Genomic DNA, 12,312 nt, shown 5'->3' on the forward strand with positions numbered 1-12,312 from the left:
ACCTCTCACTCGTCCTTTTTCACACGTCTATTAGTCACTGACTGACCAGGAGACATTCATGGCGAACTACACCACCGCTGACATCAAGGCGCTGCGCGAGAAGACCGGCGCGGGCATGCTCGACGTCAAGAAGGCCCTCGACGAGGCCAACGGCGACGCCGAGAAGGCCATCGAGATCATTCGCGTCAAGGGCCTCAAGGGCATTGCCAAGCGCGAGGGCCGCGCCGCCTCCGCCGGCCTCATCGCCGCCAAGGTCGTCGACTCCGGCAACGGCCAGGTCGGCGTCCTCGTCGAGATCAACGCCGAGACCGACTTCGTGGCCAAGAACCAGAAGTTCCTCGACTACGCCGAGCAGGTCCTCACCGCCGCCCTGGACTCCGGCGCCACCGACGCCGAGGCCCTGGCCGAGGTTGAGGTCGACGGCTCCACCGTCAAGGAGCTCACCGACGGCATGCAGGCCGTCATCGGCGAGAAGATCGTCGTGCGCCGTGTCGGCCGCCTCGAGGCCGACAAGATCGAGCTCTACCTGCACCGCACCAACCCCGACCTGCCCGCCCAGGTCGGCGTCCTGGTGGGCACCGACGCCAAGGCCGCCGAGGTGGCTCACGACGTCGCCATGCACATCGCCGCCTACTCCCCGGCCTACGCCACCCGTGAGGACGTCCCGGCCGAGGTCGTGGACAAGGAGCGCGCCATCGCCGAGGAGACCACCCGCGCCGAGGGCAAGCCCGAGAAGGCCATCCCCAAGATCGTCGAGGGGCGTCTCAACGGCTTCTTCAAGGAGAACGTCCTGGTCGACCAGGCCTTCGCCAAGGACCCCAAGACCACGGTCGGCAAGGTCGTTGAGGCCACCGGTGGCGAGCTGACCGGCTTCGTGCGCTTCCGCGTCGGCGCCTGATCTGCTCACTGATCGGGGCGGGGGCGCGAGCATCATGCTCGCGCCCCCGCCCCGTTTCTCTCCCCACCCATCGGCATCCCTCACCGTCTGCTCCCCGGGGCGCCCTCCTCGAGCACGTCTTCTTCGTGGCCCTGGTCCCATGGCACGGTCCCATAGCACGGCCCCATGGTGTGCCTGACCGCCGGGGTTGACGCTCATCGTGGCCCGGTGCCAGCCCGGACGGGGTAGGCTGTGCCAAGCCTGCCCACCGAACCCAGGAGACATAGCGCAATGAGTCAGGAACCGGCTCGTGACGACCGCGTCGCCCACGGCACGCACCCCAGACGTGTTCTACTCAAGCTCTCCGGTGAGGTCTTCGGTGGCGGATCGATAGGTCTGGACCCCGACGTCGTCTCCGACGCCGCCCGCCAGATCGCCGAGGCCGTGCGCGCCGGAGTCCAGGTCTCCGTCGTCGTCGGAGGCGGTAACTTCTTCCGCGGCGCCGAGCTCTCCTCGCGCGGCATGGACCGCGCCCGTGCCGACTACATGGGCATGCTGGGAACCGTCATGAACGCCCTTGCCCTTCAGGACTTCATTGAGAAGGCCGGGGTGCCCGCCCGCGTCCAGACCGCCATCGCCATGGGGCAGGTCGCCGAGTCCTACATCCCCCTGCGGGCCATCCGCCACATGGAGAAGAACCGCGTCGTCGTCTTCGGCGCCGGTGCCGGCCTGCCCTACTTCTCCACGGACACCGTCTCGGCCCAGCGCGCCCTGGAGACCCACTGCGATGAGCTGCTCGTGGGCAAGAACGGGGTCGACGGCGTCTACACCGCCGATCCCCGTAAGAACCCCGATGCCCGGCGCCTGGACCGGCTCACCTATGAGCGAGCCCTGGCCGACGGCCTCCAGGTGGTCGACGCCTCCGCCTTCGCCCTGTGCCGCGACAACGGCCTGACCATGCGCGTCTTCGGCATGGGGGAGCCCGGTAACATCACCCGCGCCCTGCTGGGTGAGAGAATCGGGACACTCGTCAGCTGCGACTGACCCGGCTGCGAGCTCCGACGGGCCGCCGAGGGCCCCTTCGAGCTCCGTGACCGCCCACGGCGCAGACGGCCGGCACACCCTCCCAACCCGCAGCCATCCCCGCGATGGCCGATCACTACCTGACGAACCCACGACCGCCCAGTAAAGGAAGCACCATGATCGACGACGTCATGCTCGAGGCCGAGGACAAGATGGACAAGGCCCTCCAGGCCGCCAAGAGCGAGCTGGCCACCATCCGCACCGGCCGCGCCAACCCCTCGATGTTCAACGGGATCGTCGTGGACTACTACGGCGCCCCCACCCCGCTCCAGCAGCTCGCCTCCCTGACGATCCCCGAGGCCCGCACCGTCCTGGTCAGCCCCTTCGACCGCTCCGCCATGAAGGACATCGTCACCGCCATCCGCGAGTCCGACCTCGGCGTCAACCCCACCGATGACGGCACCGTCATCCGCGTCACCCTGCCGGCACTGACCGAGGAGCGTCGCAAGGACTACGTCAAGCTCGCCCGCTCCCGCGCCGAGGACTCCCGCGTCCAGGTGCGCGGTATCCGCGGCAAGGCCAAGAAGGAGCTCGAGGCCATCAAGAAGGACGGTGAGGCCGGCGAGGACGACGTCAAGCGCGCCGAGCACGAGCTCGACGGCCTCACCAAGCGCTTCGTCGAGCAGATCGACGCCGCCCTGAGCGCCAAGGAGGCCGAGCTCCTCGAGGTCTGAGCCGCCTCGTCCCGGGAGCGGCCGCGCCACCATCCGGCCTCCCGCCCTGTCCCGTCAACCCCTGTGAGCCCCGTGTCGCCTCTGCTGAACCCGCGCCCCACGCGCAACCACGACCCCCTGCCCGCCACCGGGCGGGCGGGACGCAACCTGCCCGCCGCCATCGGGGTGGCGGTCGTGCTCATCGCCGTGGTCCTGGGGTCCTTGGCCTTCTACAAGGTCATCTTCGTGGGCGTCGTCGTCCTGGCCGTGTGCGGGGCGCTGTGGGAGCTGGCGGCGGCCTTCGCCCGCAAACGCATCCGCCTGCCCCTGGCGCCGCTGTGGCTGGGGACCCTGGGAATCTCCGTGTGCGCCTGGGAGGTGGGAGCGGAGGCGGCCTTCGGGGCCTACGTCGCCACCGTCGGCGCCTGCGTCCTGTGGAGCTTCATGGACCAGGCCGAGGCGGAGGTCGGCACCGTCCTGGAGCAGGCCGGCCACGACATCCCCCGCACCGAAGCCCACGACGAGGTCCGCCGCTCGCGCTCCAGCGCCGCGGCCGCCTCGGTCTTTGCCGCCACCTACCTGCCCTTCCTGGCAGGCTTCGCCGTCCTGCTCCTGGTACAGGAGCACGGAGTGGGAAAAGTCATGATGCTCATCGCCCTGGCGGCCGCCAACGACACCGGCGGGTGGATGGCCGGCATCACCTTCGGCCGTCACCCCCTGGCGCCCTCGGTCTCACCCAAGAAGTCCTGGGAGGGGCTCATGGGCTCCCTCATCGCAGCTGTCGCCACCGGTGCCGGCTGCGTCTGGGCCATCGGCGGCCCCTGGTGGGCCGGGGCCGCACTGGGCGCCTGCACCGTGATCGTCTCCACCCTGGGCGACCTGGGGGAGTCCCTGCTCAAGCGGGACCTGGGACTCAAGGACATGGGCACGCTCCTGCCCGGGCACGGCGGAATCATGGACCGGCTCGACTCGATCCTCGTGGCCGCTCCACTTGTCTACGCCTTCACCCTCCTGGTGAAATAGGGACGCATGCCGCACCCACCCCTATCGACCAGCCCGGCCCTCCCCAGCCCCGGGACACGAGGAGCACGAGCGTGAGTCCATCACGAGCACAGCAGCGCCCCCGGCGCCCGCAGCCCGTCAGCATCACCGGGCGGCCACATGACGGCCGGGTCCAGGTCATGCCCACCGACCAGCCCCCGGAGGGCGCCACCAGCCCCGACGCCAAACCGCGCCTGTCCTTCGCGGTGCCCGCCGCGCGCGGCAAGGCCCCCCGCCACCTGGCCGACCTCGACCTGGCCGGGCGCAAGGCCGCCTGTAAGGACTCGGGCCTGCCCTCCTTCCGGGCCGACCAGCTCTCACGCCACTACTTCACGCACTTCACCCGCGACAGTGCGGACATGACCGACCTGCCCGCCGCCCAGCGCGAGCAGCTGTGCGCCGAGTTGCTGCCCGAGCTCATCACCCCGGTACGCGCCCTGAGCGCTGACGGCGGGCGCACCATCAAGCACCTGTGGGAGCTGCACGACGGCGTACGCGTCGAGAGCGTCCTCATGCGCTACAAGGAGCGCACCACCCTGTGCGTCTCCTCCCAGGCCGGCTGCGGCATGGCTTGCCCCTTCTGCGCCACCGGCCAGATGGGCCTGACCCGCAACCTGTCTACCGGGGAGATTGTGGAGCAGGTGCGCCACGCCGCCCAGGCCTCGGCCGCCGGGGAGCTGACCGGGGGACCGGCCCGCCTGTCCAACGTGGTCTTCATGGGCATGGGCGAGCCGATGGTCAACTACAAGAACGTCGTCGGCGCCCTCCATCGGCTCATCGACCCGGCCCCGGAGGGCTTCGGCCTGTCGGCGCGCGGCATCACCGTCTCCACCGTGGGACTCGTCCCCCTCATCCGCCGACTCGCCGGCGAGGGGCTGCCGGTGACTCTGGCCGTCTCCCTGCACGCCCCCGACGACGAGCTGCGCGACGAGCTCATCCCGGTCAACTCCAAGTGGAAGGTCGGCGAGCTGCTTGACGCCGCCCACGACTACTTCCTGGCCACTGGCCGGCGCGTGTCCATCGAGTACGCGCTCATCAAGGACATGAATGACCACGCCTGGCGCGCCCAGCTGCTCGCTGACGAGCTCAACCGCAGGGACACCGGATGGGCCCATGTCAACCCCATCCCGCTCAACCCCACTCCGGGGTCCATCTGGACCTGCTCGGAGGTTGCGGTTCAGGATATGTTCGTCGACACGCTCCGGCGTGCCGGAATTACCACGACAGTGCGAGACACTCGAGGCAGCGACATCGACGGTGCCTGCGGTCAGCTCGCGACCGAGGTACTCAACCAGGAGAGGGTCAAGACGACATGAGCGACATGTTCCCCAAGTCAGCGCTCCTGCGACCGGGCTACCGCCCCGAGCAGGTGGACCGCTACTTCGAGACGGCTCACGAGATCTACGACGCCGGTGAGCTCGACGAGATGGACTCCGAGGGCGTGCGCACTGTCGCCTTCGACGTCGTCCTGCGCGGCTACCAGCCCCAGGCCGTGGACGCCGCCCTCGACCGGCTCGAGGCCGCCTTCCTCCAGCGCCGTCGCGCGGCCTTCGTGGCCAAGAACGGCCGCCAGGCCTGGATGGACCAGGTCACCCAGCTCGCCACCACCCTCTACCCGCGTCTGCTGCGCCCGGCCGGCGAGCGCTTCGCCCCGGCCTCCGGCCAGGGCTACGACAAGACCGACGTCGATGCCCTCATGGACCGTATCGCCGGCTACTTCGACTCCGACACCACCCTGACCTCCAGCGAGGTGCGCGGAGCGGTCTTCCGCCGCGCCCGGGGGAACAAGGCCTACGGTGAGCCCAGCGTCGACCGTTACCTGGCGCGCGTCGTCGAGGTCCTCCTGTCCGTCGAGTGAGTCACGCCCGTCGAGCCCGTCCTGAGGAAACCCACAACCCCATGACCAGCCACGCAGCAGCGCCCTCCCACAACCCACAGCGACTGGTCCTCCTGGGATCCACCGGGTCGATCGGCACCCAGACGCTCGAGGTCCTCTCCCGCCTGGGGGAGCACGCCCCGCGAGTGGCCGCCCTGGCCGCCGGCGGATCGCGCCTGGAGCTCCTGGCCCGCCAGGCCATCACCTGGGAGGTTCCCGTCCTGGCCGTCACCGGCGGGGGAGAGGACCTCGCCGGCCGCCTGCGCCAGGCCCTGAGAGCCGCAGCCGTCCAGGCCAGCCGCCCCGACCCGGTCACCACCATCCTCACCGGCCCCGACGCCGCCACCACGGCCGTCCAGGCCGCCGAGCTCGGGGCAGGCGACACGGTCGTCAACGGCATCACCGGCTCGGTGGGACTGCTGCCCACACTGGCCGCCCTGGCCAGCGGAGCCCGCCTGGCCCTGGCCAACAAGGAGTCCCTCGTCGTCGGGGGCGCCCTGGTCCGCCAGGCGCTGACCCGACCCGGCCAGATCGTCCCCGTGGACTCCGAGCACTCCGCCATCGCCCAGGCCCTGGCCAGCGGGCGCCACGAGAAGGGACTGACCAGCCCCGTCCTCAGCGGACGCAGCGAGGTCAGGCGGCTGGTCCTGACCGCCTCCGGCGGCCCCTTCCGCGGGCGCAGCCGCGCCGAGCTCACCGGGATCAGTGCCGCCGCCGCCCTCAAGCACCCCACCTGGGACATGGGGCCGGTGGTGACCATCAACTCCTCGACCCTCATCAACAAGGGGCTCGAGCTCATCGAGGCCCACCTCCTGTTCGACGTGGCACCCGAGCGGATCGACGTCGTCGTCCACCCCCAGTCCGTCATCCACTCCATGGTTGAGTTCACCGACGGCGCCACCATCGCCCAGGCCTCCCCGCCCGACATGCGCCTGCCCATCGCCCTGGGCCTGACCTGGCCCGAGCGCCCCGACTTGTCGGGCCTGGTGGCTCCCAACGACTGGCGCGAACCGGTCAGCTGGACCTTCGAGCCGCTGGAAGTCGCCGCCTTCCCCGCCGTCGACCTGGCCCGCAGCGCCGTGGCGGCCTCGGACACCCACCCGGCCGTGCTCAACGCGGCCAACGAGCAGGCCGTCGCCGCCTTCCTCACCGGTGGCCTGGAGTGGCTCGACATCGTCGAGATCGATGCGGCCGTCGTCGGCGAGCACGAGGGCCTGACCGGCCCGGGCCTCGACGACGTCCTGGCCGTGGAGACCTGGGCACGCGCCCGCGCCGACGAGCTCATCGCGGCACGAAACGGAGGAACACACTCGTGAGCACCACCCTGGCCTACATCCTGGGCATCGTCATCCTCGTCATCGGGATCGGTGTCTCAGTGGCCCTTCACGAGCTCGGGCACATGATCCCCGCCAAGAAGTTCGGTGTGAAGGTACCCGAGTACTTCATCGGCTTCGGACCCAAGATCTGGTCGTTCAAGCGCGGGGAGACCGAGTACGGCGTCAAGGCCATCTGGCTGGGCGGCTACGTCAAGCTCGTCGGCATGCTGCCGCCGGCCAGGCCCGGCAGACCGGACCGCCGACGCAAGGACGGAAGCCTGGGCATGGTGGGCGAGGCTCGCGCCGAGGCCCTGGAGGAGATCCAGCCCGGCGAGGAGCACCGGGCCTTCTACCACCTCAGCGTCCCCAAGAAGCTCATCGTCATGGCCGGGGGAATCCTCACCAACCTGGTCCTGGGGATCGTGCTGCTGGCCGTGGCCGTCGGCGTGGTCGGCATCCCCGGACGCACGACGACGCTGTCGACCGTGGCGCCCTGCGTGTCGTCCGACATCGACGCGGGCGCCCCCTGCCAGGACTCCGACCCGGTCGGCCCCGCCAGCGCCGCCGGCATACGGGTCGGCGACAGGATCGTCTCCTGGGGCGGGGTGAAGGTCTCCACCTGGGAGGAGCTGCAGGCCCGGATCGCCGCCCAAGGCACCAGCCCCACCGAGGTCGTCATCGAGCGCGACGGAGCCGAGCGCACCGTGAGCGTCACCGCGGTCGAGGCCCAGCGCACCGTTCGCGACGCGCAGGGCGCCCCGGTCAAGGACGCCTCCGGGGCGGTGCGCACCCAGGCCCGCCCCTATGTCGGCATCTCCCCGTCGCTGGGAACCATTCCCCTGAGCCCCACCAAGATCCCCGGCATCATCGGGCAGGCCATCGGAGGCACGGTCAAGGCCATCGCCACCCTTCCGGTGGGCCTCTATCACGCCGTTCAGGCGGCGCTGGGCGTGGAGCAGCGCAGCGCCGACAGCGGCGTCGTGGGCCTGGTAGGCATGGGGCGCATGGCCGGAAACGCCACCAGCGGCGGTGTGGCCGGAGGCGGGGCGGTCCCCCTGTCGATGCGAGTGAGCACCATGCTCATGCTGCTGGGCAGCCTCAACCTGGCACTGTTTGCCTTCAACCTGGTGCCCCTGCTGCCACTGGACGGCGGGCACGTGCTCGGAGCCTGCTGGGAGGGCATCCGGCGCTCGATCGCCAAGGTGCAGGGTAAGCCCGATCCGGGCCCGGTGGACACGGCCAGGATGCTGCCGGTCGGTCAGGTCGTCTTCGGTCTGCTCATCGCCATGGCCCTGGTCCTGGTGTGGGTGGACATCGCCGCGCCGCTGTGAGGCCCGCCGGGCCGGGGAGGGCGTGAGCAAATCGGTACTGGCGGGAGCGATGCCACACACCTGAGGCGCAGGGCCGGGCGGGGCGGGTGACATACTGGACGGGTGACTGAAGCGATCGCTCTTGGCATTCCTACGATGCGTGCCCAGGCCCCGGTCCTGGCGGCGCGCCGACCCACCCGCAAGATCCGGGTCGGCAGCCTTAACGTCGGTGGAGACGCCCCCATCACCGTGCAGTCGATGACCACCACGAAGACTCACGACATCGGCGCCACTCTGCAGCAGATCGCCGAGCTGACGGCCGCGGGCTGCGACATCGTCCGCGTGGCCTGCCCCACCGACAAGGACGCCGAGGCGCTGCCGATCATCGCCAAGCAGTCGCGCATCCCCGTCATCGCGGACATCCACTTCAACCCCAAGTACGTCTTCGCCGCCATCGAGGCCGGCTGCGGCGCGGTGCGCGTCAACCCCGGCAACATCCGCAAGTTCGACGACCAGGTCGCCGACATCTGCAAAGCCGCCTCCGACGCCGGCGTCTCCCTGCGCATCGGCGTCAACGCCGGTTCCTTGGACAAGCGCCTGCTTAAGAAGTACGGGAAGGCCACCCCCGAGGCGCTCGTGGAGTCGGCCACCTGGGAGGCCGGGCTCTTCGAGGAGAACGACTTCCACGACTTCAAGATCTCCGTCAAGCACCACGACGTCGTCACCATGGTGCAGGCCTACCGGCTCCTGTCCGAGGCCGGCCAGTGGCCCCTGCACCTGGGCGTGACCGAGGCCGGCCCCGCCTTCCAGGGCACCATCAAGTCCTGTGCCGCCTTCGGCACCCTGCTCGCCGAGGGCATCGGCGACACCATCCGGGTCTCGCTGTCCGCTCCTCCGGTTGAGGAGGTCAAGGTGGGCACCAAGCTCTTAGAGTTCATGGGGCTGCGCGAGCGGCAGCTCGAGATCGTCTCCTGTCCCTCCTGCGGGCGGGCTCAGGTGGATGTGTGGACCCTTGCCGAGGAGGTCGAGGCCGGGCTCAAGAACATCACTGCTCCGCTGCGCGTGGCCGTCATGGGCTGCGTCGTCAACGGCCCCGGCGAGGCCCGCGAGGCGGACCTGGGCTGCGCCTCGGGCAACGGCAAGGGCCAGATCTTCGTGCGCGGCCAGGTCGTGGAGACCGTCCCGGAGGACCAGGTCGTCGAGACCCTCCTCAAACACGCCGAGGCCATGGCCGCCGAGATGGCCGAGGAGCTCGGGGAGGAGGCCCTGGCCGGCACCAGCCCCATGGTCTCCGCAGCCGGCTGAGGACCGGTGAGGGCCAGGCGCTTCCAGCGTCGGCCCAGACCTGACGGGCATGAGCTTCCTGCGGCACCGCGAGACGAGACGCGCTCAGCGTCACGCCGACCGCCTGACACCGGTTCCCTCCGATCAGGTGTCGGGAGTCATGTCGCTGTGCGCTCTGGAACCGGTCTGTGCCGTGAGCCTCGTCCAGCAGATGCAGCGCTGGAACCGCTGGGGGCGCGGAGACGTCGTCGCCCTGGGCGGACTGGCGCAGCCCGTCGCCGCGGCCTGGTCGGTCGGCTCCCTCATGCCCTTCGGCCTGGCAGGGCGCCCCGAGCACGGTCTGCGGGCGGCCGATGCCGGTGAGATCCGGGCGCTGGCCGAGCACTGCCGACCCCGCCTGTCCAGACACGGCTCGGTCTGCGGGCCGGCCCGGGACGTCGCAACGATCTGGGGGGCGCTCAGCGAGCAGGGAGTGCGTTCCCGCCAGGAGCGCTGGAAGCAGCCGGTCCTGGTCGCACCTCGCCCGGTCGGGGGGCTGAGCGTCGGGCACCGGTCCCGTCACTCTTCCCTGTCCTGGGTGGGGCAGACGGTCCGCCGGGCGCAGCCAGGTGAGACGGAGATGGTCCTTCCGGCCTCGGTGGACATGTTCATCGGTGAGCTCGGTTATGACCCCACCACCGATGGTTCCGGATACCGGCGTCACGTCGGCTGGCTCATTGAGCAGCGGCGCAGCTACGTCGTCCTCGACGACGGCGCAGGAGGTCCTGTCCAGCCCGGATCACCCCGGGCGGTGGCCTTCAAGGCCGACGTCGGTGCCCTGTGGCACTCCCCGACAGGTGGCGTCGCCCAGCTGACCGGCGTGTGGACCCGCCCCGACCTGCGTGGGCGGGGAGTCGGGGCGGCGGCTCTGGCCGGTGTGGTGGACGCCGTGCGCCGGGACCATGTCGGCGCCGACGGCGTCGTGAGCCTCTACGTCAACGACTACAACGCCCCCGCCATGGCGCTCTACCGCTCCCTGGGCTTTGAGCAGGTGGGTCTGTTCGCCACCGTGCTCCTGTGAACGTTCCCGGTGGGACCGCAAGGACGATGCTGTTTTGTTACACGGCGCCTGCAAAGTCATGGTGAACAACATATGGAGCGTCTTGGGTGGCTCGCCTACGATCACCAATCGTGCGCAGTACGGATGACGTCGACTCCGAGACCACGGAGCGTCAGAACAATATCGAGGTCTGGAACGATCTCGTCTCGCCCAGAGATTTGCTCATCTGTCTTCTGATTTCGGTGATGTGTATCGTTGCGGCGGTACTTTTATCCGCCTCTTTCGGGGGAAAGCCGCTGTTCTGGGGGCTGGGAGCCTCAACGATCGGATTTATCGCCTGCTGCTTCCTGGTGAGTCCCAAGCGCGAGGTCACCATTGTCGAGGAGCTGAGCATCGGCACGAGTGAGGGGGCGGACCAGTGACCGTGAGCCTTCTTCTCATGATGGTGGCCGCCATCCTGGCTGCCGTGGTCCTCTATACGTTCATCGGGTTCATTCCCGGCACGGATGAGACCGGGGTGCTCGCGCCCGTCACCCTGGCGATCATCCTGGCCGGAGCCCCGCCGCACGTGGTCCTCGCCTTCTTCATCTCCGCCGTGGTCACGCTCAACCTCATGAACGGCATCCCAACGGCGCTGGTGGGCCTTCCCGGCGGGGTCATGTCCGCTCCGCTCATGGATCATGCCATGGTGCTGCGCACCAAGGGCCTGGCCTCCGACACGATCCGGAAGATGGCGGTGGGCTCGGCCATCGGAACCCTCATCTCCATTCCCCTGAGCTTCCTCCTGGCCAGTCTGCTGCTTCCCATGGCCGACTGGATCAAGACCCATTCCGATATCGTCCTTGCGGCCGGAGCCGTGGTCCTGGCCCTGCTCGGAAAGAATCGCATCCTCTCACTGGTGTCGATTCTTCCCATGGCGCTGCTGTTTCAGGCGCTTCCGGCCCTCTACCGGGGCGCGGGCATCATCCCGGAGAAGGCCAGCGTCAACACCTCCTTTTTCCTCGGGATCACTGTGGGACCCATGCTCCTGACCCTCCTGGAGCTGCTCAACGCCAAGCGCCGGGAGGAGCTGCCGCACGGTAACCGCACCAAGGCCGAGCTGCTGCGCTCCGGTTTCGGCCGACAGGCGCTGCGGCCGGGTCGGCTCATCACCAGGTCCGAGGGATGGTGGAGTGCCGCTATGGCCGCCGCCTCCACCCCGCTGTTCATTCTCAGCCCGGTGGGCCTGACCTTCTTGCTGGGGGAGGCCTCCGTGGCCCGCCAGAACGAGGACCGGGTGCCCCGCGCACAGCGTGCGGTGACCGTTATGAGCGCCCTGGCCCACTCGACCTACCTCGCCGGCGTCATTATCCCGTTGGTGGCGCTCGGGGTCCCGATCTCCGGGGTGTCCGTCGGACCCGCCGGCCCGCTGTTCAATGCGGGCTCGGTCTACACCAAGCAGCACAACCTGCACCACCTGCTGGACTTGCCCGGGTTCATCATCACCGTGACCATTGGGGCTCTGATCGCGCTTGCGATCACCTACGTCATTGCGGTGCGCTGGTCCTCGCAGATCACCTACTTCGTCATGCGTCGGATCCCTCACGAGGCGGTACTGGCGCTGTTCGTCGCCTTCGTCATCCTGCTGGCCTACATCGACGCTGACCAGAAGGCGGGCCTGGCCAACGTCTTCGGGGTCCTGCTCGTAGGAGTCGTGTGCGGATCACTCAACCGCCTGGGAGTTGCCTACGGCGTCCAGTTCATGTCGCTTTACGCCGCCCCCGGCATCGTCAAGGCCCTGGCCGCTCTGGCCTGATCTCCTTCTCGCGGGATGCGGCGGAGGTTGGGGACCTG

Annotated in this window: 12 protein-coding genes; all 12 read left to right on the forward strand. The window is 69.4% G+C overall.

Going from position 1 to position 12,312, the window contains the following annotated elements:
- Nucleotides 1-58: 58 nt before the first annotated feature.
- Nucleotides 59-898, forward strand: a complete 840-nt coding sequence (tsf, locus tag AXE84_RS09320; RefSeq protein WP_003786404.1) for a translation elongation factor Ts — start codon at nt 59-61, stop codon at nt 896-898.
- Between the two features lie 270 nt (nt 899-1,168).
- The gene (gene pyrH, locus AXE84_RS09325; protein WP_060957679.1) at nt 1,169-1,921 is read left to right on the forward strand and encodes a UMP kinase; all 753 of its coding nucleotides are present in this window, start codon (nt 1,169-1,171) and stop codon (nt 1,919-1,921) included.
- 155 nt (nt 1,922-2,076) lie between these two features.
- Nucleotides 2,077-2,634, forward strand: coding sequence for a ribosome recycling factor (gene frr / locus AXE84_RS09330; RefSeq protein ID WP_003786400.1), 558 nt, complete (start codon nt 2,077-2,079; stop codon nt 2,632-2,634).
- Between the two features lie 72 nt (nt 2,635-2,706).
- Entirely contained in the window at nt 2,707-3,636 is a 930-nt protein-coding gene (locus AXE84_RS09335; RefSeq protein WP_060957680.1) for a phosphatidate cytidylyltransferase, read from the forward strand.
- Between the two features lie 71 nt (nt 3,637-3,707).
- The gene (gene rlmN, locus AXE84_RS09340; RefSeq protein WP_060957681.1) at nt 3,708-4,970 is read left to right on the forward strand and encodes a 23S rRNA (adenine(2503)-C(2))-methyltransferase RlmN; all 1,263 of its coding nucleotides are present in this window, start codon (nt 3,708-3,710) and stop codon (nt 4,968-4,970) included.
- Nucleotides 4,967-5,512, forward strand: coding sequence for a DivIVA domain-containing protein (locus AXE84_RS09345; protein ID WP_003786395.1), 546 nt, complete (start codon nt 4,967-4,969; stop codon nt 5,510-5,512). Before rlmN ends, AXE84_RS09345 begins: the two co-directional genes overlap by 4 nt.
- 41 nt (nt 5,513-5,553) lie before the next feature.
- Complete coding sequence (gene dxr, locus AXE84_RS09350) at nt 5,554-6,846, forward strand: 1-deoxy-D-xylulose-5-phosphate reductoisomerase (RefSeq protein ID WP_060957682.1); 1,293 nt, start codon at nt 5,554-5,556, stop codon at nt 6,844-6,846.
- A complete protein-coding gene (locus AXE84_RS09355; protein ID WP_060957683.1) occupies nt 6,843-8,177 on the forward strand; it encodes a M50 family metallopeptidase in 1,335 nt (444 codons plus the stop codon). The genes dxr and AXE84_RS09355 overlap by 4 nt, the downstream gene beginning before the upstream one ends.
- 102 nt (nt 8,178-8,279) lie before the next feature.
- Nucleotides 8,280-9,461 (forward strand): flavodoxin-dependent (E)-4-hydroxy-3-methylbut-2-enyl-diphosphate synthase, encoded by a 1,182-nt coding sequence (gene ispG / locus AXE84_RS09360; protein WP_060957684.1) that lies wholly within the window; start codon nt 8,280-8,282, stop codon nt 9,459-9,461.
- Nucleotides 9,462-9,510: 49 nt separating this feature from the next.
- A complete protein-coding gene (locus AXE84_RS09365) occupies nt 9,511-10,500 on the forward strand; it encodes a GNAT family N-acetyltransferase (RefSeq protein ID WP_081093139.1) in 990 nt (329 codons plus the stop codon).
- 110 nt (nt 10,501-10,610) lie between these two features.
- Nucleotides 10,611-10,901: a hypothetical protein gene (locus tag AXE84_RS09370; RefSeq protein WP_060957685.1), complete on the forward strand. Its 291-nt coding sequence runs from the start codon at nt 10,611-10,613 to the stop codon at nt 10,899-10,901.
- Nucleotides 10,898-12,274, forward strand: coding sequence for a tripartite tricarboxylate transporter permease (locus AXE84_RS09375; RefSeq protein WP_060957686.1), 1,377 nt, complete (start codon nt 10,898-10,900; stop codon nt 12,272-12,274). Before AXE84_RS09370 ends, AXE84_RS09375 begins: the two co-directional genes overlap by 4 nt.
- Nucleotides 12,275-12,312: the final 38 nt, after the last annotated feature.

It is taken from the genome of Actinomyces oris, from assembly GCF_001553935.1.
In the GTDB taxonomy this organism is placed as follows: Bacteria; Actinomycetota; Actinomycetes; order Actinomycetales; family Actinomycetaceae; genus Actinomyces; species Actinomyces oris_A.